This window comes from Micromonospora sp. DT47 (assembly GCF_049844475.1).
GTDB lineage: Bacteria > Actinomycetota > Actinomycetes > Mycobacteriales > Micromonosporaceae > Micromonospora.
In genome coordinates this window covers 20,932-42,602 of the sequence record NZ_JBNCLC010000004.1, presented here as the reverse complement: position 1 = coordinate 42,602, position 21,671 = coordinate 20,932, and the positions used below count along the sequence as shown (strand labels likewise).

18 protein-coding genes are annotated in these 21,671 nt (G+C 74.4%); 8 read left to right on the top strand and 10 right to left on the bottom strand.

Features of this window, described 5'->3' with window-relative positions; genetic code table 11:
• Nucleotides 1–3 precede the first annotated feature (3 nt).
• The 5 genes from ACLQ2U_RS07335 to ACLQ2U_RS07315 are packed head-to-tail and all read right to left on the bottom strand — an operon-like array spanning nt 4 to nt 5,168.
• On the bottom strand, nt 4–1,314 hold the full coding sequence (locus tag ACLQ2U_RS07335) for a DUF58 domain-containing protein (RefSeq protein ID WP_425749786.1): 1,311 nt from the start codon (nt 1,312–1,314) through the stop codon (nt 4–6).
• Nucleotides 1,311–2,285, bottom strand: coding sequence for an AAA family ATPase (locus tag ACLQ2U_RS07330; protein ID WP_425750126.1), 975 nt, complete (start codon nt 2,283–2,285; stop codon nt 1,311–1,313). Before ACLQ2U_RS07330 ends, ACLQ2U_RS07335 begins: the two co-directional genes overlap by 4 nt.
• Nucleotides 2,286–2,296: 11 nt before the next feature.
• Nucleotides 2,297–3,706: a DUF4350 domain-containing protein gene (locus ACLQ2U_RS07325; protein WP_425749785.1), complete on the bottom strand. Its 1,410-nt coding sequence runs from the start codon at nt 3,704–3,706 to the stop codon at nt 2,297–2,299.
• Nucleotides 3,703–4,323: a DUF4129 domain-containing protein gene (locus ACLQ2U_RS07320; protein WP_425749784.1), complete on the bottom strand. Its 621-nt coding sequence runs from the start codon at nt 4,321–4,323 to the stop codon at nt 3,703–3,705. Before ACLQ2U_RS07320 ends, ACLQ2U_RS07325 begins: the two co-directional genes overlap by 4 nt.
• Nucleotides 4,320–5,168 (bottom strand): hypothetical protein, encoded by an 849-nt coding sequence (locus ACLQ2U_RS07315; RefSeq protein ID WP_425749783.1) that lies wholly within the window; start codon nt 5,166–5,168, stop codon nt 4,320–4,322. Before ACLQ2U_RS07315 ends, ACLQ2U_RS07320 begins: the two co-directional genes overlap by 4 nt.
• 219 nt (nt 5,169–5,387) lie before the next feature.
• Here ACLQ2U_RS07315 and mtrA point away from each other — a divergent pair, with 219 nt between their 5' ends.
• The 5 genes from mtrA (at nt 5,388) to hpf (ending at nt 11,280) form a co-directional block, all read left to right on the top strand.
• Complete coding sequence (gene mtrA / locus ACLQ2U_RS07310; protein WP_425749782.1) at nt 5,388–6,077, top strand: MtrAB system response regulator MtrA; 690 nt, start codon at nt 5,388–5,390, stop codon at nt 6,075–6,077.
• Nucleotides 6,078–6,089: 12 nt separating this feature from the next.
• Nucleotides 6,090–7,847 (top strand): MtrAB system histidine kinase MtrB, encoded by a 1,758-nt coding sequence (mtrB, locus tag ACLQ2U_RS07305; RefSeq protein ID WP_425749781.1) that lies wholly within the window; start codon nt 6,090–6,092, stop codon nt 7,845–7,847.
• Entirely contained in the window at nt 7,844–9,682 is a 1,839-nt protein-coding gene (locus ACLQ2U_RS07300) for an LpqB family beta-propeller domain-containing protein (RefSeq protein WP_425749780.1), read from the top strand. Before mtrB ends, ACLQ2U_RS07300 begins: the two co-directional genes overlap by 4 nt.
• A 7-nt stretch (nt 9,683–9,689) precedes the next feature.
• The gene (locus ACLQ2U_RS07295; RefSeq protein ID WP_425749779.1) at nt 9,690–10,397 is read left to right on the top strand and encodes a ComF family protein; all 708 of its coding nucleotides are present in this window, start codon (nt 9,690–9,692) and stop codon (nt 10,395–10,397) included.
• Nucleotides 10,398–10,647: 250 nt separating this feature from the next.
• On the top strand, nt 10,648–11,280 hold the full coding sequence (gene hpf, locus ACLQ2U_RS07290; RefSeq protein ID WP_425749778.1) for a ribosome hibernation-promoting factor, HPF/YfiA family: 633 nt from the start codon (nt 10,648–10,650) through the stop codon (nt 11,278–11,280).
• A 74-nt stretch (nt 11,281–11,354) separates the two neighbouring features.
• Here the strand turns inward: hpf and ACLQ2U_RS07285 are convergent, their stop codons facing one another.
• Both ACLQ2U_RS07285 and ACLQ2U_RS07280 read right to left on the bottom strand, forming a co-directional pair.
• Nucleotides 11,355–12,464, bottom strand: coding sequence for a GNAT family N-acetyltransferase (locus ACLQ2U_RS07285; RefSeq protein ID WP_425749777.1), 1,110 nt, complete (start codon nt 12,462–12,464; stop codon nt 11,355–11,357).
• Nucleotides 12,461–13,615: a GNAT family N-acetyltransferase gene (locus tag ACLQ2U_RS07280; RefSeq protein ID WP_425749776.1), complete on the bottom strand. Its 1,155-nt coding sequence runs from the start codon at nt 13,613–13,615 to the stop codon at nt 12,461–12,463. The genes ACLQ2U_RS07285 and ACLQ2U_RS07280 overlap by 4 nt, the downstream gene beginning before the upstream one ends.
• Before the next feature lie 169 nt (nt 13,616–13,784).
• Between ACLQ2U_RS07280 and secA the strand changes: the two genes are divergently transcribed.
• Nucleotides 13,785–16,703, top strand: a complete 2,919-nt coding sequence (gene secA, locus ACLQ2U_RS07275; protein WP_425749775.1) for a preprotein translocase subunit SecA — start codon at nt 13,785–13,787, stop codon at nt 16,701–16,703.
• Between the two features lie 154 nt (nt 16,704–16,857).
• On the opposite strand, the gene ACLQ2U_RS07270 is transcribed toward secA, so the two are convergent.
• Together ACLQ2U_RS07270 and ACLQ2U_RS07265 are read right to left on the bottom strand one after the other, a co-directional pair.
• Nucleotides 16,858–17,454 (bottom strand): Rv3235 family protein, encoded by a 597-nt coding sequence (locus tag ACLQ2U_RS07270; RefSeq protein WP_425749774.1) that lies wholly within the window; start codon nt 17,452–17,454, stop codon nt 16,858–16,860.
• Between the two features lie 102 nt (nt 17,455–17,556).
• The gene (locus ACLQ2U_RS07265) at nt 17,557–17,784 is read right to left on the bottom strand and encodes a helix-turn-helix transcriptional regulator (RefSeq protein ID WP_425749773.1); all 228 of its coding nucleotides are present in this window, start codon (nt 17,782–17,784) and stop codon (nt 17,557–17,559) included.
• 196 nt (nt 17,785–17,980) lie between these two features.
• Between ACLQ2U_RS07265 and ACLQ2U_RS07260 the strand changes: the two genes are divergently transcribed.
• Nucleotides 17,981–18,490, top strand: a complete 510-nt coding sequence (locus ACLQ2U_RS07260) for a DUF6912 family protein (protein WP_425749772.1) — start codon at nt 17,981–17,983, stop codon at nt 18,488–18,490.
• Nucleotides 18,491–18,520: 30 nt separating this feature from the next.
• Here the strand turns inward: ACLQ2U_RS07260 and ACLQ2U_RS07255 are convergent, their stop codons facing one another.
• Nucleotides 18,521–19,546, bottom strand: a complete 1,026-nt coding sequence (locus ACLQ2U_RS07255) for a hypothetical protein (RefSeq protein ID WP_425749771.1) — start codon at nt 19,544–19,546, stop codon at nt 18,521–18,523.
• Between the two features lie 354 nt (nt 19,547–19,900).
• Here ACLQ2U_RS07255 and pruA point away from each other — a divergent pair, with 354 nt between their 5' ends.
• Nucleotides 19,901–21,529 (top strand): L-glutamate gamma-semialdehyde dehydrogenase, encoded by a 1,629-nt coding sequence (pruA, locus tag ACLQ2U_RS07250; protein WP_425749770.1) that lies wholly within the window; start codon nt 19,901–19,903, stop codon nt 21,527–21,529.
• The last annotated feature ends 142 nt before the right edge of the window (nt 21,530–21,671 follow it).

The window sequence follows — 21,671 nt, the reverse complement described above, 5'->3', positions numbered from 1 at the left end:
CGGTCAGAGCTGGCCGAGAGCCTTGAGCCGCAGGTAGGTGTCGGCCACCGCCGGGGCCAGCCGGTCCGCCGGGGCGTCCACCACGGTGACGCCGTACCGGGCGAGGACGGCGCGCACCCGGTCCCGCTCGGCCAGCGCCCGCCAGCCCGCCGCCGCCGCGTACGCGTCCTCCCGCCGGGCCGGCGCGGCGGTGGTCAGCGCGGTGAGCACCGGGTCGTGCACGGCCGCGATCACCACCCGGTGCCGGGCGGCCAGCCGGGGCAGCACCGGCAGCAGCCCCTCGGCGAGCGCGCCCGCCTCCAGCGCGGTGAAGAGCACCACCAGGCTGCGCCGGCGCTCCCGGCGCAGCACCTCACCGACGATCAGCTCGAAGTCGGTCTCCACCAGCGCCGGTTGCAGCGGCGCCACCGTGGTCACCAGCCGGTTGAGCAGGGTCGGCCGGCCGCTGCCGGTGACCGTGGCCCGGATCTCGGCGTCGGCCGCGATCAGGTCGACCCGGTCGCCGGCCCGGGCGGCCAGCACGGTGAGCAGCAGCGCCGCGTCGATGGCGGTGTCCAGCCGGGGCTCGTCGCCGACCCGTACCGCCGACGTCCGGCCGGTGTCGAGCACGCAGACCAGCCGGCGGTCCCGCTCCGGGCGCCAGGTGCGGACCAGCACGTCGGAGCGGCGGGCGCTGGCCCGCCAATCGATCGAACGCACGTCGTCGCCGACCACGTACTCGCGCAGGGTGTCGAACTCGGTGCCCTGGCCACGGCCGTGGCTGACCTGCATCCCGTCGATCACCCGCAGCCGGGAGAGCTTCTCCGGCAGGTGCCGGCGGGAGTCGAAGCGGGGCAGCACCCGCAGCGTCCAGGCCGGGGTGGCGGGCCGCCCGGAACGCTGGCGGAAGGCCAGCCCGAGCGGGCCCAGCGACCGGACCGCCAGCGCCACCGCGGGCCGGTCGCCGCGCCGGGTGGGGGTCAGCCGGCTGGGCAGCAGCACGCTGCCGCCGGCCCCGACCCGCAGCATCCGCCCCGGAGGTACGTCCGGGCGGGCGCCCGCCGAGGGCACCCAGGCGTCGCGGACCTGGGCCCGCAGCGTACGGCCGGAGGTGTTGGTCAGCCGCAGCGCGACCGTGGCGGTGCCGCCGAGGCGGACCGTATGGTCGCCCTCGCGGGCGGCGGCGATGCCGCGCAGCGGGGCGGCCAGCGCCCAGTCCAGGGCGGTGAGCAGCAGCACGGCGCCGGCCATCACCGCGACGCCGAGGAACGGCGCCGGCCAGACCGGCAGGGTCAGCGCGCCCGCCAGCAGCAGGACGGCCGCCCGCCAGGTCATCGCGGCGTCGGCACGGTGGCCAGCACCGTGTCCAGCACCGCGTCCACGCCGACGCCCTCCAGTTCCACCTCGGGCCGCAGCCGTAGCCGGTGCCGCAGCGTCGGCCGGGCGGTGGCCTTGACGTCGTCCGGGGTGACGTGGCCCCGGCCGGCCAGCCAGGCCCACGCCTTGGCCGTGCCGAGCAGCGCCGTCGCGCCCCGGGGCGAGGCGCCCAGCTCCAACGCCGGGGCGACCCGGGTGGCCCGGCACAGGTCCACGATGTAGCCGAATACCGGCTCGGACACGTGCACCCGGCCGACCGCCGCCCGGGCGGCCGCCAGGTCGGCCGCGGTGGCCACCGGGCGTACGCCGGCGGCGTAGAGGTCGCGCGGGTCGAAGCCGGCGTGGTGGGCGCGCAGCACCCCCAGCTCCTCCTCCCGGTTGGGCAGCGGCACGGTGAGCTTGAGCAGGAACCGGTCCAGCTGCGCCTCGGGCAGCTGGTAGGTGCCCTCGTACTCGATGGGGTTCTGGGTGGCGGCCACGATGAACGGGTCGGGCAGCGGACGGCGACTGCCCTCGACCGACACCTGCCGTTCCTCCATCACCTCCAGCAGCGCCGACTGGGTCTTCGGCGGCGTCCGGTTGATCTCGTCGGCGAGCAGCAGGTTGGTGAAGACCGGCCCCTCCCGGAAGGTGAACGCGGCGGTGTGCGGGTCGAAGATCAGCGACCCGGTGACGTCGCCCGGCATCAGGTCGGGGGTGAACTGGACCCGCTTCGAGTCCAGGTCCAGCGCGGTGGCGACGGTCCGGATCAGCAGCGTCTTGGCCACTCCCGGCACGCCCTCCAGCAGCACGTGGCCGCGGCAGAGCAGCGCGATCACCAGCCCGGTGACCACGGCGTCCTGCCCGACGACCGCCTTGGCCACCTCGATACGCAGCCGGTGCAGGGCGGCCCGGGCGTCGTCCGGGCCGGCCGTGGTCTCGGCGGTCATGGCGGGTCGGGTCACCGGTGGTCTCCTTCGGTCGGGTGGTCGGGGGCTGCCGTGACCGTACGGGTCACCCGGTCCAGCGACCGGGCCAGCTCCAGCAGTTCGGCGTCGGAGTCCGGGTCCGCGCCGTACAGCAGCTCGTGGACCTGCTCCGGGGTGTCGCCGGTCCGGCCGGCGACCAGCGCGGCCACCTCGGCCGGCGGGGCGGTGCCGGGCAGGTTGAGCCGGGTGAGCAGCCGGTCGAGGGCGGCGGCGCGCAGTGTGCCGGCGGCCGGGCCGCGGGCCCGGGCGCGCTGGTAGAGCCGGGCCCGGCCGAGCACCGTCTCGGCGGAGCGGACCCGCACCGGCAGCGGTTCGGCCACCGGCGGGCCGAGCCGGCGGGCCCGCCAGAGCACCACCAGCAGCGCGGCGAGCGCGAGCTGCACCAGCAGCGCCCAGAACCAGGCCGGGAAGGCGTCCCAGAGCGGGTTGCGCGGATCGGACCCCTCGGCCCGGTCCTCCCGCTCGCCCTGCTGCTGGCCCTGCCTGTCGCCGCCGCCCTTGGACGAATCGCCGTCGCCGGTGCCGTCGCCCCGGCCGGTTCCGGAGCCGCCGTCCCAGGTGGTGGAGCCGCCCGGGGTGGGGGACCAGGCGGGCTCGCCGCTGGTGCCGGTGCCGAACTCCGGCGGCTTGGCCGGCCCGTCGAGGTCGAGCCAGACCACCCGCCGGTGCACGCCGAGCAGCCCGGTGGCGAGCGCCTCGTTGCCCCAGTCGGCGATCCGGTCGTTGCGGAACGGGTCGCTGGCGCCGATCACCACGACGTCGGTGCTCCACGGCACCCGGACCAGTCCGGCGGAGTAGCAGCGGTCCAGGCTCACCGTCCGGCCGGGCGGTGGCGCGTACCGCTGGAGCAGCGCGGCGGCCGTGCCGGCGCGGGTGGCCTCGGGCAGCGGGCAGGGCCGCCCGTCGGTGTCCGGGCCGACCGCGCGGGCGGCCCAACGGCGGTCGGCCGGCAGCAGCGGCAGCTCGGCCGACTCCAGCACCCGGCGGGACGGGTCGACCAGGACCAGCCGGCTGCCCGCCGGCAGGGCGCCCAGCGCGCCGACGGTGTCCTGGTGCAGCAGCTCCGGCGACGGTACGAAGAGCGTGGCCGACCCGCCGTCGAGCGCGACCAGCGCCCGCAGGGTGTCCGTCTCCCGCTGCACGGTGACGCCCCGACCGCGCAGCGCCCCGGCGAGCCGGCTGCCGCCGTCGTCGCCGGTCGCGACCGGGGAGAGGAAGCCCCGCTCGGCGGGGTCCGGCTGGTCGACCGAGCGGGTGACCAGGGTGACGGTGAACAGCACGGCGGCCAGCGCGAGCGGGATCAGCACTCGGTGCCGGCGACGTCGCCGGCTGGCGGTGGTCGTCGCGGGCGCGGGCGGGGCCGGCGCGGCGGTGGCGATCATCGCGGTTCCTCCGGGCGGCCGGCCAGCACCCGGTCCAGCTCGTCGGCGAGTTCCCGCATCCGTCGGTCGTGCTCGGCGGAGGCGGGCCGCTGGGCGTACCAGAGTTCCGAGAAGATCGTGCCGGCCGCGCGCAGCGCCGGGTCGACCGGGGGTCGGTTGGCGGCGGCCTCGGCGGTCAGCTCGGTGACGGTCAGCCCGGGACGTGGCTCCACCGCCCGTACGGCGACCAGCGCCCGGACCATCCCGCGCAGCCGTTCCCGGACGGCCTCGGCGAAGCGGCCCTCGGCGGCCAGCCGGTCGGCGAGGGAAAGCCCCGGCCCGAGCGGCTGTGCCGCGCCGCCGTCCCGGGGTCGGGGCAGCTCCGGCGCCTCCGACGTGCGCTTCTTCCGGGTGCGGCGCCGCCACCGGGGCCGGCGGAAGCGGGGCCGCCGCAGCCGGGGTGGGCGGACGCGGGGCAGCCGCAGCCGGGGCAGCCGGCGGGGCACCCAGGCCGGGAAGTGGTACCAGGCCAGGGCGACCAGCGCCGCGGCCAGCACCAGCAGCAGCGCCGCCAGCGGCAGCGGTACGACGTCGCCGAGCGCGGCGGTGGTCTCGGTCCACCAGCGGCTGAAGCTCATCGGTCGGCCGCCAGCAGGACGGGCTCGGCGAGGCCGGCCGGCGAGCGGGACAGCCGGATGTCCAGCCCCTCGGTGCGCATCCGGTTGTCCAGGTGGATCACCGCGTCCAGGCAGGCCAGCGCCGGGTACGCCACGCTGTTCACCGCCGCCCAGACGATCATGGCGGTCCACCGGTCGGCCACCGATCCGCCGGCGACCAGGTCGAGCTGGTCGAGCCCGTACCAGGTGCCGAGGGCGAGGCCGACCCGGAGGATCCACCAGCCGAGGTAGCCCAGCAGCCGGACGGCGGCGGCCCGCCCGCCGCCGCGTACCGCGAGCGTGGCGGCGCGTCCCGGCGCCCGGGCCGCGCCGACCCGGTCCACCACCAGCGCCGCCGCCACCGAGCCGAACAGGGCGTACCCGAGGAGCCAGACCGGTCCGAGCAGCGCGGCGACGAGCACGACGAGGCCCACCAGCGGCGCGAGGACCAGGGTGGCGCCCCACCGGGCTCCGCCGGGCCGGAGCAGTTCCGGTACGCGGGCCTTCCGGCCGAGCAGTGCGGCGCCGGCGGCCCGGGCGGCCGGGTTGCCGAGCAGCGTGATGATCACCGCCTCGGTGGCGGCGCCGACGGCCAGCAGGAGCCAGTACCGGCCGGACAGCCCGAGCTGGGGCAGGTAGGCCGGCGGGACGATGCCGGGGTCCGCCCGCAGCGGTCGGAGCAGGAGCTGCTCACCGACGGCGAGGAGCGCGCCCAGCGGGATCAGCAGGCGACCGTGGCCGCGCAGCAGCAGCACGGCGGAGTCGAGCAGCTCACCGACGGTGAGCGGGCGCCTGGGGAGCACGGCGGTCGGGCCGACGTCGGACACGCGTACTCCTGGCGGGTGGTGGTGGCGGGCGGCGGCGCGCCCGGGGATCATGGTGACACGCCCGACCCGATCGGGTGGACCCGCACGCCGGGTGGTCCTCGACGGGCCCCAGGGGTGGCGATGTTGCGCGTGGGACGTGCGGTGACGCCGCTCACGGCAGTACCGTGCCGGGTGAACGCCGATCCCACCGAACTGAACGGGGATGGAAACATAAATCCCATGAGAGCCCGGGTACTGGTGGTCGACGACGACCCCGCGCTCGCCGAGATGCTCGGCATCGTCCTGCGCAGCGAGGGCTTCCTGCCCGCCTTCGTCGCCGACGGGGAACGGGCACTGGCCGCGTTCCGGGACAGTCGACCCGATATCGTCCTGCTCGACCTGATGCTGCCCGGGATGAGCGGCATCGACGTGGCGCGGGCGATCCGGGGCGAGTCCGGCGTGCCCATCGTGATGCTGACCGCCAAGAGCGACACGGTGGACGTGGTGCTCGGGCTGGAGTCCGGCGCCGACGACTACGTGGTCAAGCCGTTCAAGCCCAAGGAACTGGTCGCCCGGATGCGGGCCCGGCTGCGCCGGGGCGAGGATGTCGCCCCGGAGATGCTGACCATCGGGCCGCCCGGCAACCAGATCACCATCGACGTGCCGGCGCACATGGTGAGCCGGGACGGCGAGGAGGTGAAGCTGACGCCGCTGGAGTTCGACCTGCTGGTCGCGCTCGCCCGCAAGCCGCGCCAGGTCTTCACCCGGGAGGTGCTGCTGGAGCAGGTCTGGGGCTACCGGCACGCGGCGGACACCCGGCTGGTCAACGTGCACGTGCAGCGGCTGCGCGCCAAGATCGAGCGGGATCCGGAGGGGCCGGAAATCATCCTCACCGTTCGGGGCGTGGGTTACAAGGCGGGTACCGGATAACCTGGTCGCACTGTGGCCACCTCCCCGACGTCCCACTCCGCGACAGCAGCCTCCCGCCGGCGCCACGCCGTGCGGGAGGTGTGGCGTGGGTTGGCAGGCGGCGCCGTCCGGCTGGTCGCCGGCCTGCATCAGACCTGGCGGCGGTCGCTGCAGGTCCGGGTGGTGACCATCACGCTGGTGGCCTCGAGCCTGCTGGTCGGCGGCTTCGCCTACCTGATCGCCGACAAGATCACCAACATCCTGCTGGAGAACGCCCAGACCGACGTGCTGCTGCGGCTGCGCAGCGGCAGCGACTACTCGGCGAAGCAGTTCACGCTCTACAGCCAGCCGCAGGACGCCCAGCTCCAGGACACCATCGAGGGCACGGTCAACTACCTGGCCGGGGGCGACCCGCAGCAGACCAGCGGGGTGGTCGTGGCGATCACCGCGGACAACCACGCCGGCATCATCAAGACCCGGACCTCACCGGCCCTGAACGTCCAGCCGTTGATCAGCAAGGAGTTGCGGGCCGCGGTCACGGACGGCAAGATCGCCCACCAGATCCAGACCGGCCGGCTCACCGGCGAGCGGACCAAATACCTGGTGTACGGCTCGCCGGTGCCGACCCGGTTCGGCCAGGTGGAGCTCTACTACCTCGTCCCGCTCAACCGGCAGGACGCCACCGCCGCTGACGCCCGGGCCACCGTGCTCGCCACCGGAGTGGCCCTGGTGCTGCTGCTCGGCCTGCTCGCCGCGCTGGTCACCCGCCTGGTGGTGACCCCGGTCCGGGTGGCCGCCCGGACGGCCCAGCGGCTCTCCGCCGGCCTGCTCGACCAGCGGATGGTGGTCAACGGCGAGGACGACCTCGCCCTGCTGGCCGCCTCGTTCAACCAGATGGCGACCAACCTGCAACGGCAGATCCTGCGCCTGGAGGAGATGTCGCGCCTGCAGCGCCGGTTCACCTCCGACGTGTCGCACGAGCTGCGCACCCCGCTCACCACGGTCCGGATGGCCGCCGACCTGATCTTCGCCGAGCGCGACGAGTTCGACCCGGCGGTCGCCCGCAGCGCCGAGCTGCTCCAGGCCGAGCTGGACCGGTTCGAGGAGCTGCTCACCGACCTGCTGGAGATCAGCCGCTTCGACGCCGGCTTCGCGGTGCTCGACTCCGAGCCGACCGACCTGGTGCCGGTGGTGCACCGGGTCGCCGACCGGCTCGCCGGGCTCGCCGAGCGGGTCGGCGTGGTCATCGAGCTGGCCGTGCCGACCACCCCGGTGATCGCCGAGGTCGATCCGCGCCGGGTCGAGCGGGTGCTGCGCAACCTGGTCGGCAACGCCGTCGAGCACGGGGAGGCGAAGCCGGTGCTGATCACCCTGGGGATGGACCAGACCGCCGTCGCGATCACCGTGCGCGACCACGGGGTCGGGCTCAAGCCGGGCGAGGAAAAACTGGTCTTCAACCGGTTCTGGCGGGCCGACCCGTCCCGCGCCCGGCAGACCGGCGGGACGGGCCTGGGCCTGTCGATCAGCCTGGAGGACGCCCGACTGCACGGCGGCTGGCTGGAGGCGTGGGGCGCGCCCGGGCAGGGCGCCCAGTTCCGGCTCACCCTGCCGGCCCGGGCCGGGGACCGGCTCACCACCTCGCCGCTGCGGCTGGTGCCGGCCGACGCCACGCTGCCGTTCGGCGGCCCCCGCGACGGCGGGACGCTGGCCATCGGGCCGGGCGGCGACGGGGCGCTGGCGATCGGGCCGGGGCCGGCGGCCGGCGACGACCGGGCGGAGGTGCGCTCATGAGGCGGTGGGGCGGGGTGTCCGGCCGACGGCCGGCGCTGGCCGGAGCGCTCTGCGCCGTACTGTTCGCCGTCGGCGCGGCCGGCTGCGGCATCCCGGAGAACTCCGAGGTGCGGGTGGTCGGCTCCGGTCCGGCGGCGGAGGCCGGTGCGTCCAGCTTCCGGCGGGAGGAGCCACCCACGCGTACCGCCAGCGGTACCGACCCGCGATTGTTCGTCGACAACTTCCTGGCCGCCGCGGCCGGCGAGCCGGAGCGGGCGCACGCCCGGGTGCGGCTGTTCATCGCCCCGGAGAACCAGAGCCGGTTGCACGAGAAGCCGGGCAACGAGATCGCGATCAACGTGGTCCGGGTGACCAAGCGGCCGGTGATCACCGAGGACCGCAACGGGCTGTTCAGCGTACGGCTGCCCGTGCAGCAGGTCGGCCAGTTGCGCGCCAACGGGGTGCTCGGCCCGCCGGTGGCCACCGAGCCCGAGTACGGGTTCTCGCTGCGCAACGGCGGGGGAGAGGGCGCCGAGGGGGGCGGCCTCTACGTCACCGATCCGCCGAACGTGCTGCTGTTGAGCACCGACGCGCTGCAGCGGTACTACCAGACCCGCAACGTCTACTTCTGGAACTCCAACCAGACCCGGCTGGTGGCCGACCAGCGTTACCTGCCGCTGGCCGTGCCGAGCGAGCGGCTGGTCAGCGAGGTGGTCAAGTGGCTGATCGGGGGGCCGTCGGAGTGGTTGAGTCAGGGCGTCAGTCGCCTGCCGGAACGGACCAACCTGATCAACAACGCCATCGAGACGGACGAGCGCTGGGAGGTCGCCCTCGACCTGCCCGGTGACGACAAGCGCAAGCTGGAGAAGGTGGCCACCCAGCTCGCCTGGTCGCTGCCAGAGCTGAACGACGGGCTCCAGCTGACCACCCGCAACCAGTCCCGGGTACGCATCGACGACCTCAAGAAGCACCGCCTGGCGAATCCCCTCTACCCGCTCACCGAGGGCCCGCAGCCGTTCACCGTCTACGACGGCGCGATCCACCCGCTCTCCTTCCCCGGCCAGGTCAGCGGCGCCGTGCCGGTCGGGTCGGCGGCCAACCGGGGCGTGGTGTCGGCGACGGTCCGGCGGGCCGACGAGCAGCTCCTCGCCGCCGTGGTCGCCACCGTGCCGGGCGGGCGGCAGCGGTTGAAGGTCGGGGCGGGTGCCGACCCGGTGCCGGCGCTGCACGACGGGGCGAAGACGTTCGGCGCGATCGGGCGGCCGGTCTGGCTGCGCTCGCTCGAGTCCGGCCAGCCGTACGGCCTGGTGGTGGCCGACGGCCAGCTCCACCGGTTCGACGACCGGGCCCGGCTGGTCCCGGTGCCGCCGCTGGGCATCACCGGCAAAGTCACCGCGGTGGCCGCCTCGCTGGACGGGCACCGGATCGCGCTGATCGTCGGCGGCACCCTCTACCTGGCGGCGTTGAACCTGGATGGCGGGATGGTCTCGCTGGGCCCGGCCCGGGAGGTGCGCACCTCGCTCACCGACCTGTCGGCGGTGGACTGGGCGGCGGAGAACGCCCTGGTCGTCGCCGCCGGTACGGCCGACCGCTCGGCGGTCTACGAGGTGAGCATCGACGGGACCCTGCAGACCGAGCTGGTCCCCGACGTGGGCGCCCGGGTCACCCACCTTGCCGCGTACCCCACCAATCTGGTCTACGCCCTGCCCAGCGCGCTGATCATGTACGAGGCGAACGGGGTGGCCTACCGGTACCCGTCGACCGACAAGATCCGCGGGGACCAGGTGCTGGAGGTGACGCCGCCGCCGGCCGGCGGCCGGCCGGGCAGCCCGACCGCGCCGTTCTTCCTGTTCTGAGCGGGTCGTGCGGGACGTCGGCGGGCTCTGGGCGGACCTGACCGACCTGGTGCTGCCGGCCGGGTGCGCCGGCTGCCGGCAGCGCGACGCGACCACCCGGCGAGGCTTCTGCCCGGCCTGCGCCGGCGCGCTCCAGGCGCTGCGTCCCGGCCCGGTACGCCCCACCCCGCCCCCGCCCGGCCTGCCGCCCTGCCACGCCCTCGGCCCGTACGCCGGGCCGCTGCGGGAGGCGTTGCTGGCGTACAAGGAGCGGGGCCGGCACGGGCTGGCCAGGCCGTTGGGCGCGCTGCTGGCCGAGGTGGTGGCCGACGCGGTGGGCCCGGCGCGGCCGGTGCTGCTGGTGCCGGTGCCGGACACCGCGGCGGCGGCCCGGTCCCGCTACGGCGACCACCTGACCCGGCTGGCCCGGTACGCCGCGGCCCGGCTGCGCCGGGCCGGCTGGGACGTCCGGGTGGCCCGGCCACTTCGGGCGCTGCCCCGCCCCGACTCGGTGGCGCTGGACAGCGCCGGCCGGGCCGCGACGGCGGAGGCGGCGTTCCGGCCGCGCGCCGGTGCGGCCGGACGGGAGGCCGGTGGCCGGACGGTGGTGGTGCTGGACGACATCGTCACCACCGGGGCCACCCTGGCGGCGGTGAGCCGGACTTTGCAGCTCATGGGAATGACACCAAACGGCGCGGCAGTGCTCGGCGCAACGCAAAAGCGGCGTCATCGGTGACGCTTCGTGTTTCCGTTTCACCCCATGGTGTAAGCAGCTGTGGATTTTCTGAGCCTTCTCGACAACCGGGGGTGACTGCCGCCCGAACAGGAGTTAGCGTTTTCGTGTCGGGGGTAGGAGCTTTCCCAGCCGCTCCCGGCGGTGGAAGGAGGCGTAGCCGTGCTTGACCGGTCGACGCCGTAGGGACGCCCCCAAGGTCGGTCGACCGCATATTCGAAGATCAGACGACCATCCGAAAAAGGGAGGTCACGTGGACATCGTGGTCAAGGGCCGAAACGTCGAAGTGCCGGACCATTACCGGGTGCACGTAGCCGAGAAACTCGCGAAAATCGAGCGCTACGATCACAAGCTCATCCGCGTCGACGTGGAGTTGTTCCACGAACGCAATCCCCGCCAGTCCGACACCTGCCAGCGGGTGGAGATCACCTGCGTGTCCCGCGGGCCGGTGATCCGGGCGGAGGCCTGCACGAGCGACTTCTACAGCGCGCTCGACGCGGCGATCGCCAAGCTGGACACCCGACTGCGCCGCGCGGCCGACCGCCGCCGGGTGCACCGGGGCCGGCACGCGCCGCTCTCCGTCGCCGCCGCCACCGCCGGCCTGCCGGTGGCCGGCCTCGACGGGGTGGCCGCCCGTTCCGCCGGCACCGCCACCGCGGTGGCCGAGCGGGACGAGGACCCGGACGACCAGTACGACGACCAGCCCTGGCACCTCGCCCGGGCAAAGGTGCACCCCGCCGAGCCGATGACCGTGGACGACGCCCTGTTCCAGATGGAACTGGTCGGGCACGACTTCTACCTGTTCCACGACAAGGAATCCGGCCGGCCGAGCGTCGTCTACCGGCGGCACGCGTACGACTACGGCATCATCTCGCTCGACACCTGACCCCTGTCCACCCTCGCGGTCGGTCACGGAGTCGCGGTGGTCCGCCACCGGCGGCTCCGTGGCCGACGCGCGTCTCAGTGAGGGTCTCCCGCCAGCAGCGCGTAGAGGGTGGAGTCCACCCGGGAGCCGTCCGGGCCGGGCAGCCGGCCGCGCATCAGCCCCTCGCGCCGGAAGCCGGCCCGTTCCATCGCCCGCTGCGCGGCGACGTTGTCCGGGCGGGTGCCGGCCCAGAGCCGGGCCAGCCCGACCTCGTCGAACACCCACCCGACGAGCAGCCGGACCAGGCGGCTGCCGAGGCCGCGCCCGCGCCACTCGGGGAGGAGGCTGAACCCGAGCATGGCCTGCCCGGTGGAGGGCTCGTCGTACATCAGCGCGCAGCCGCCGGCCACCGCGCCGCTCGCCGCGTCCAGCACCGCCAGGTCCGCCGAGGCGCCGGTCAGCCACCTGCTCTCGGCCAGCGCGCAGCGCGCGGCGACCGCCTCCCGCGTCGGCGCCACCGGCGGCACCCGGTTGGCCACCACCTCCGGTAGGCCGTGCAGCCGGTGCAGCGCGTCCACGTCGTCCGGGCCCAGCCGGCGCAGCGTCACCACGCCGTCGGTGAGCCGGCCGTCGGGCAGGTCCGGCAGCGGGCGGGGAGCCGGGCCGGTCGGGTCGTCGGCGAGGCGTACCCAGGCCAGCAGGTCGTGCCGGCCGCCGCCGCGGGTCGGGTTCGCGGCCCGGCGGGTCCCCTCGTACCGGAAGCCCGCGGCGAGCGCCACCCGCTGGCTGGCCGGGTTCTCGGCGCGGGTGAGCAGCTCCAGCCGGGCGGTCCCGGCGGCGAAGGCGCGCGCCGAGAGGACCCGGGTGGCGGCGGTGGCCACCCCCCGGCCCCGGGCCCAGGGGGCCACCCAGTAACCGATCTCGGCCTGGCCGCGGGCCGCGACCACCTGGCTCAGGCCGATCCCGCCGAGGAGCCGGTCGGAGGCCGGATCCGCGATCGCGTACGCGGCGCCACCGGCGGCCCGGGCCGCCGGCGCGCCCTCGGTGATCCACCACCGCGCGGCGTCCTCGGTGTACGGGTCGGGCATGCCAGAGATGAACCGCTGGGTCAGCGGGTCAGCGCAGGCGGTGGCGGTGTCCGCGATGTCGTCGAGCCGGAACGGCCGCAGGTGTGTCCCCTCCGACCGGATCGTCTCAGGCGTCACCGCAGGTCCTCCGGGAGTAGCGCGGCGATCCAGACGTCCGCCCGTTCCCCCCGGTGCGACACACCGCCGCGGGCGGTGCCCTCGAAGGTGAAGCCGGCCTTCTCGGCGACCCGCTGGGAGGCGGTGTTGCCGACGTTCGCCCTCCACTCGATCCGGGCCAGGCCGAGGGTGGTGAAGCCCCAGATGCTCAGCGCGCTGAGCGCGGCCGGCATCCAGCCGCGACCCCGGGCGTGCGGCGCGGTCATGAAGCCGACGTCGGCCAGCAGCGGGTCGGCCGGGCTCAGCCGCAGGTCGATGGTGCCGGCGTAGGCGTCGTCGGCGTCCCCGATCACGAAGGTGGCGCTGGTGCCCCGCGCCCAACTGAGCCGCGCGTGGTCGAGGTACCCCTCGGCGTCGCCACGCTGGTACGGGTGCGGCACGGTCGTCCAGCGGACGGCGTCGGGGTCCCGGCAGGCCGTCACGATGCCGTCCAGGTCCCGCTCCTCCATCGGGCGCAGCCGCAGCTCGCTCGCGCCGGCGGTGGCGAACAGCACGGGCTGCGGCCGGCCGAAGACGGCGGCGCGCCGGGCCTCCAGGGTGTCCGGGCCGGCCGGACCCGGCTCGCCGGCGGCCGGCACCTCGCCGGGGAGCAACGAGCCGATCCAGGCCTCGGGTCGGCCGCCCTGGTTCGGGTGGGCCAGCGGCAGCTCGCCGGAGACCCGGAAGCCGGCCCGCAGCGCCACCAGCCGGGACGCGTGGTTGCCGACCTCGGCCTGCCAGATCAGCCGGCGCAGCTTCAGCGTGTCGAAGGCCCAGCGGGCGACCGCCCGGGCGGCCCGGACGGTGACTCCCCGGCCGCGCGCCCAGGGTGCGGTCCAGTAGCCGAGCTCGCCGGAGTCGAGGCCCCGGTCGATGGAGATCAGGCCGCAGGAGCCGAGCAGTTCACCGGTCTCCGCGTCGCAGACCGCGAACGGCGCCCCGGTGTCCTCCGCCCAGGCCGTCGGGCTGATCCCGGTGATGAAGCCGTGGGCGTGTTCGGGCAGGTACGGGCGCGGTACGGTGGTCCAGCGCTGGATGTCCGGGTCCTGGCACGCCCGGTGCACGTCGTCCGCGTCGGTCGCCCGCCACGGTCGCAGCAGCAGGCCGTCCTCGATGATCTCCACAGGCTCCATCCGAGCCATGGTGCCGGATCGTTCGCGGTGGGCGTAACCGGAATTGGGCCGGCGACGGCGTCGCCCGTGCGTTATGTCGGTTTCGCCGGGCCGTACCGCCGCCACCAGTGACCATCGCCGGAACGAAGCGCCTACGATGGTTCGAGACTGTCTAGGGGAGCGTAGATCCGTGTCGATTCTGGAAAAGGTCCTTAGCGCGGGCGAGGGCCGTATGGTGCGCCGGCTCAAGGCCATCGCCGCCGCCGTCAACTCGATCGAGGACGACTACGTCAACCTCACCGACGAGGAGTTGCGCGGCCTGACCGAGCAGTACCGCGAGCGGCTCGCCGACGGTGAGACCCTCGACGACCTGCTGCCGGAGGCGTTCGCCACGGTGCGCGAGGCCGCCGCCCGGGTGCTCGGCCAGCGTCCGTACGACGTCCAGGTGATGGGCGGCGTGGCGCTGCACTTCGGCAACATCGCCGAGATGAAGACCGGCGAGGGCAAGACCCTGACCTCGGTCATGGCGGTCTACCTCAACGCGCTCTCCGGCAAGGGCGTGCACGTGGTCACGGTCAACGACTACCTGGCCCAGCGCGACGCCGCCTGGATGGGCCAGGTGCACGAGTTCCTCGGCCTCACCGTCGGCGTGGTCCTGCCCAACCGGCCGGCCGCCGAGCACCGCGCCGCGTACGAGTGCGACATCACCTACGGCACCAACAACGAGTTCGGCTTCGACTACCTGCGCGACAACATGGCCTGGTCGCGGGATGAACTGGTCCAGCGTGGCCACAACTTCGCCGTGGTCGACGAGGTCGACTCGATCCTCATCGACGAGGCCCGGACCCCGCTGATCATCTCCGGCCCGGCCGAGCACTCCGCCCGCTGGTACCAGGAGTTTGCCGGCGTGGTGGCCCGGCTCCAGTCCGGCACCGACGGCGAGGGCGACTACGAGGTCGACTACGCCAAGCGGACCATCGCGGTCACCGAGCGCGGCGTGGCCAAGGTCGAGGACCGGCTCGGCATCGACAACCTCTACGAGTCGGTGAACACGCCCCTGGTCGGCTACCTCAACAACGCGATCAAGGCCAAGGAGCTCTACAAGCGCGACAAGGACTACATCCTCAGCGACGGTGAGGTCCTGATCGTCGACGAGTTCACCGGCCGGATCCTGCACGGCCGTCGCTACAACGAGGGCATGCACCAGGCGATCGAGGCCAAGGAGGGGGTGGAGATCAAGCAGGAGAACCAGACCCTGGCCACCATCACCCTCCAGAACTACTTCCGCCTCTACGGGAAGCTCTCCGGCATGACCGGCACCGCCCAGACCGAGGCGAGCGAGTTCAACAAGGTCTACAAGGTCGGCGTCGTGACCATCCCGACGCACCGGCCGATGGTCCGCCTCGACCGGGCCGACGTCATCTACAAGACCGAGAAGGCCAAGTTCAACGCGGTCATCGAGGACATCGCCGAGCGGCACCAGGCCGGCCAGCCGGTGCTGGTGGGCACCGTCTCGGTGGAGAACTCCGAGATCCTCTCCCAGCTGCTGCGCCGCCGTGGCATCCCGCACTCGGTGTTGAACGCGAAGTTCCACGCCAAGGAAGCGGAGATCGTCGCCCAGGCCGGTCGCAAGGGCGGGGTAACCGTGGCCACCAACATGGCCGGCCGTGGTACGGACATCCTGCTCGGCGGCAACCCCGAGTACCTGGCCGCGAACGAGCTGCACCAGCGCGGTCTGGACCCGGTCGAGCAGGCCGACGAGTACGCCAAGGCGATGGAGGAGGTCCTGCCCACCTGGAAGCAGGCCTGCGACGCCGAGGCGGAGGAGGTCGCCGCCGCCGGCGGTCTCTACGTGCTGGGCACCGAGCGGCACGAGTCCCGCCGGATCGACAACCAGCTGCGCGGTCGCGCCGGCCGGCAGGGCGACCCGGGCGAGTCCCGGTTCTACCTGTCGCTGCAGGACGAGCTGATGAAGCGTTTCCGGGCCGGTGCGGTCGAGGCGGTGATGGAGCGCTTCAACATCCCGGAGGACGTGCCGATCGAGTCGAAGATGGTCACCCGCCAGATCAAGAGCGCGCAGGCCCAGATCGAGGGCCAGAACGCCGAGATCCGCAAGAACGTCCTGAAGTACGACGAGGTGCTCAACAAGCAGCGCCAGGTGGTCTACGGCGAGCGGCGCCGGGTGCTCAACGGCGAGGACCTCTCCGACCAGGTCCGCAACATGATCGACGACACCGTCGGCGCGTACGTCGTCGGCGCCACCAGCGACGGCTACGCCGAGGACTGGGACCTTGAGCAGCTCTGGTCGAGCCTCAAGCAGCTCTACCCGGTGGGCGTCACCATCGAGGAGCTGGAGGAGGAGGCCGGCTCCCGGGCCGGCATCGACCAGGACTTCCTGGTCGCCCGCCTCAAGGAGGACGCGCACGCCGCGTACGACCGGCGCGAGGAGACCCTCGGCGCGGAGGCGGTACGCGAGCTCGAGCGGATGGTGCTGTTGCAGGTCATCGACCGCAAGTGGCGCGAGCACCTCTACGAGATGGACTACCTCCAGGAGGGCATCAGCCTGCGGGCGTACGCCCAGCGCGACCCGGTCATCGAGTACCAGCGCGAGGGCTTCGACATGTTCGCCACCATGATGGAGGGCATCAAGGAGGAGACGGTCGGCTTCCTCTACAACGTGGAGGTGCAGGTCCAGGAGCCGGAGGCCGAGGAGGTCCAGCTGCTGGAGAAGCCGGTCGAGATCCGGGCCAAGGGTCTCAGCCGCGCGCCGCAGCAGCAGGGCCTGCAGTATTCGGCCCCGACCATCGACGGTGAGGCCGGTGCGGGTGCGGTCGCCGTCGAGCGGCCCGAGCAGGAGGCGCCGGCCCTCGGCGTCGGGCGCCCGGAGGCGGCGGCTCGTCCGGCGGCGCCGGGCCGGTCCGGCGCGCCGCGTCGCCCGGCTGCGACCGGGGCGAGCGGACAGGCCTTCGCGGCGAGCACCGCCCGGCGGGGCCCGGCGCCGGCCGACGGGGCCGAGGCGGGCAACGGCCCGTCCCGCAACGCGCCCTGCCCGTGCGGTTCCGGCCGCAAGTACAAGCGCTGCCACGGCGCGCCCAACGGCGGCGCCTGATCCTGAGCGGGGCCCCGGCCCCGTGCGAGTGGCGTGAGTCGAGCCGCGGTCCTTCGGGGCCGCGGCTCGATCGCTGTCCGGCGCCGGATCCGCGCCGCCCGCCGCCCGCGTCGAGCACGTCCCGTGCCGGGCGGTGCGCCGGCGCCGGCGGTGGTCAGATCACCTGCAGGACGGTGCAGAGCCAGCTGCCCCGGCGCTGCTCCAGCCGCAGCGCCATCGCCCAGCTCCGGCCGCCGCCGGCGAGCACGGCGGCGACCTCGACGGCCGCCGCCCGGGGCTCGCAGACCCGCAGCCGGCGCAGGTGCAGCGCCGCCCGGGTGGACCGGCGGCGGACCGGTCCGCCGCGCGTCGCCGCCTTCGCCAGCTGCTCGGAGACCTCGATCGAGTGGCCCGGCTCGACCAGGGAGCGGATCTGCCCGGGTGGCCGGTAGCCGTTGAGGATCTCCAGGCAGGTGCCGACGAACCGGTGCGCGGCCCGGGTGGCCTCCGGCGTGGCGGTCGTCAGGGCGCCGGCCGGCGGCCCGGGGTGCGGTGGCGACCCCGGCCGGACCGGGCCCGGTCGCGGGTCGGCTCGGCGCCCGGCAGGACGCCCCGCGGGCGGGTGGGCCGCCCCGAACAGGTCGAGGGCGAGCTGGCCGGTCGGTCGGGGCCAGAGGTCGGCCGACTCGTCGACGTAGGGCGGATCGCTGACCGGTGCCGGGCGCAGCCGGATCGGCGGGCGGGTAGGCCCCGGGCGGCGGGAGTCGACCATCGTCAGCCCCTCAATTCCTACGTTTGCCTTCGTTTGCCTCCGACGCGCTCGATTCTGGGGCACGGCGGTGCCGACCGTCAATGGCGCGGTGCGGTCGACCGGCTACTCCGCGTCGCGGTCCAGGAGGGGGTTGCCGCGCACCCACTCGGCGGTCTCGGCGTACTTCCGCGCGATGTACTCCTCCAGCCGGGCGCGCTCCACCCGCCACTGGCCCCGGCCGCCGATCTTGATCGCGGGCAGCTCTCCGCTGCGCACCATGTGGTAGACCTGCGAGTCCGACACGTTCAGCTCGGTGGCCACGTCGGAGAGCAGGAGAAACCTCGGCTCCACGGAAACCCCCGATGTTGGCGTCGTTTGCCTCAGTTTGCCATCGACGGCCAGCGCGGCCCAGCACCTCGAGGTCCCGCGCACGGTGCGGGAACTTCCACCGGGCCGGTGCGCGGTGTATGACGGTCTCGACATACGGCATGATCGGCGGCCGGGACCGGCCCGCCCGCCGGCCCGCGAGCGACAGTGGGAGACGACGGTGAGCGACGAGCTGGTCCGGGTGTACGTCCCGGCGACCGTGCCGATGCTGGCCCGGCTGGGGGAGCAGGGGCTGCCGGCGGTGCAGGCGCACGCCGTCACCCCGGCGCTGCGTGAGTGGTACGCCGAGGGCGACGAGGAGGAGCTGGAGTACGTAGCCTTCACCCGCGCCGCCCAGGACGCCCTGCACCTGCTGCGCGAGGACCCGGCCGCGCCCCGGCGCCGGGTGGTGGTCTCGGTGGACCTGCCCCCGTCGGCGGTCGGCCGGGCGGACGTCGACCTCGGCTCCAGCGCGGTCCGGCTCGAGCGCCCGGTGCCCGCGTCGGCGATCGCCGCGCTGCACGTGGACGGCGCCGACGCGGTCGAGGACGTCGCCGCGGCGGTCGACGTGGTCGTCGAGGCCGCCGCCGGCGACCCGGACGCCCAGTTCACCGTCGACGGCGCCGAGGACCACGAGCTGGAGTGGTACGACCCCTCGGAGCTGGAGCTGCTGCTCCGCTCCGCCTCCTGACCGGCCGGCCGGCTCGGGCCGGCCCGCAGGTCAGCGCTCGGACGCCTCCTCGGCGGTCTCCGGCTCCTCGTCGTCGCGCGGCGCCGGGCCGAGGGTGCGGCCGAAGGCGATGAGCGCGGTCAGCGCCCCCACGAAGAGCACCCAGATGCCGTTGTCCACCCGCGAGGTGCCCAGGCTGGTCTGCGCCACCGCGTCCGCCTCGCTGAGCGCGCCGGCCAGGTCCAGCAGGGTCCGGCCGCCGATCCGGATGATCACCTCGGCGAGCAGCAGGAGCAGGCCCGGCCCGGCCCCGGCCAGCAGGTACGCCGGCCAGCGCGGCGCGGGTGTGGCCGGGTCGCGCCGGGTGGCCCGGCGGCGGGCCCAGGTGAGGTAGCCGAAGGCGAGCAGGCCGGCCACCACCCCGGCGACCAGCGACTCGGTCCGCGACACCCACTTGGCGGCGCTCACCAGCGACGCCTGGGAGCCGTCCGAGCCGAAGACGTCGAAGAGTGGGTCCCGGGCCCGGCTGAAGGCCACCACGAAGACCAGCGTGCCCAGCGCGGCGGTGACCACCGCGCCGACCGGGGCGGCGCTGCGGGCCCCGGCGAGCGCCCCGCCGATGATCGCCGCGGCGGCGCTGGTGCCGGCGATCGTGTTGGTCGTCGCGTTGTCCGGGTAGGTCAGGTTGATCGCGACGGCGGTGCCGAGCCCGACCAGCAGGCCGGTGCCGATCGCCGCCATGAAGCGCAGGGTGGCCCGGTCGCTGCGCCGGGCGAGCAGTTCGGTCACCGCCAGCGCGACCGCGGCGCCGGCCACCAGGGCGGCGGAGATCACGCCGGGCAGGGCGAAGGCGGAGAGGCTGATCGCGGTGAGGCCGGCCGCGGCCGAGGTGATCGCCTCCCGGGTCGACCAGAGCATCGCCGCCAGCCAGCCGACCGCGAGCAACGCCAGCACGGGCGCGCCGGGGGCACCCGCGGGGTGGCCCTCGCCGGCCGCCGGCGCGGCGTCGTCGACCGGGTCGGTGGTGTCCGGCTGGTCCGGCTCCGCGGCGGTCGAGCTGCCGGGCTGGTTGCTCATCGTCTCCCCTTCGACGCCTGACCCACGCGACCCACGCGGGCGGGCACATCCGGCGACCCAGCGTACGCGCCCGCCCGCGCCGCGCCCGCCACGCCCGGGTCCGCGCCGACACCCTGGTTTCCTTCGGCGGATCGGGACTTTCGGGTACGGATCCGCGCAGGGACGTCGACGCGTACCTGGTGATCTACGGCTCCGGGCGGGCGGCGCGCGATCGGCGGTGAGGGGGCGTGGGAGAATCGGCCGAGGTCCCGCCGCCGCGACCGGTCCACCGCGCGGCGCCCGGCGTCCGGCCGTCCGGTCGGTGCCCGCGGGTCCGAACTCGCCACCGCTGTCGAGATCGCACAGGAGCCTGTGATGGACGCCGTGTTCTCCGTACCCGAGCCCCACAACGAGCCGGTACGCACCTACGAGCCGGGCAGCGCCGACCGGGAGCGGCTCCAGCGGCGGCTGACCGAGCTGGCCGCCGAGCGGATCGACCTGCCGATGACCATCGCCGGTGAGCGGCGGATGGCCGGCGGCGCGCCGATCAACGTGGTCCAGCCGCACAAGCACGCGCACGTGCTGGGCGTCACCGGGCACGCCAACCACGAGGACGCCCGCGCCGCGGTCAAGGCTGCCAAGGACGCCGCCCCGATGTGGCGGGCGCTGCCGTTCGAGGAGCGCGCCGCGATCTTCCTGCGCGCCGCCGAGCTGCTCTCCGGCCCGTGGCGGGACACCCTCAACGCGGCCACCATGCTCGGCCAGTCCAAGACCGCCGTCCAGGCGGAGATCGACGCGGCCTGCGAGTTCATCGACTTCCTCCGGTTCAACGTGCACTTCGCCCGCCAGCTGCTGGAGGCCCAGCCGAAGTCCTCGCCGGGGGTGTGGAACCGGTTCGACCACCGCCCGCTGGAGGGCTTCGTCTACGCGGTCACCCCGTTCAACTTCACCGCGATCGCCGGCAACCTGCCCTCGGCGCCGGCCCTGGTCGGCAACACCGTGGTCTGGAAGCCGGGCCCGACCCAGCAGTTCGCCGCGCACTTCACCATGCGGCTGTTCGAGGCGGCCGGCCTGCCGCCCGGCGTGATCAACATGGTCACCGGGCGCGGCGAGGAGGTCTCCGACGTCGTGCTCGCCGACCCGGACCTCGCCGGCATCCACTTCACCGGCTCCACCAAGGTTTTCCAGCACCTGTGGCGGACCGTCGGCGAGAACGTCGCCGGCTACCGGGGCTACCCGCGGCTGGTCGGCGAGACCGGCGGCAAGGACTTCGTGGTCGCGCACACCAGCGCCGACGTGGACGCCCTGCACACCGCGCTGATCCGGGGCGCCTACGAGTACCAGGGCCAGAAGTGCTCGGCCGCCTCCCGGGCGTACGTCCCGCGCTCTCTCTGGGAGGGTGGGCTGCGCGACCGGCTGGCCGCCACCGCCGAATCGCTGACCTACGGCGACGTCACCGACTTCAGCAACTTCGGCGGCGCGGTCATCGACGACAAGGCGTTCAGCCGGCACACCGCCGCGCTGGAGCTGATCAACGACGACGACACCTGCCGCGTCCTGGCCGGCGGCACCGCCGACGACTCGGTCGGATACTTCGTCCGGCCGACCCTGTTCGAGTGCACCGACGCCGCGCACGAGACCTTCACCACCGAGTACTTCGGGCCGATCCTCGGCGTGCACGTCTTCGACGACGCCCGTTTCGACGACGTGGTCACCCAGGCCGAGTCGATCGCGCCGTACGCGCTGACCGGGTCGATCTTCGCGACCGACCGCCGGGTGGTCGACGCGGTGGCCGAGAAGATGCGGTACGCGGCCGGCAACTTCTACATCAACGACAAGCCGACCGGCGCGGTGGTCGGGCAGCAGCCCTTCGGCGGCGCGCGGGCCAGCGGCACCAACGACAAGGCGGGCTCCTGGCACAACGTGGTCCGGTGGATGTCGCCGCGGACGATCAAGGAGACCTTCGTCCCGGCGACCGACCACACGTACCCCCACATGGGCTGAACCGGCGGCGGCCGCCGGTGGCGCGACGCGCGTCGCCGGCGGCCCGGCCGGCCCCGGCGGGAGCCGGGGGGCCGCCGGCGGTCGGCCGTCCGGCGGGCCCGGCTGGCCGACCGGCCGGCAGGCATAGACAGTCCTGCAGCAC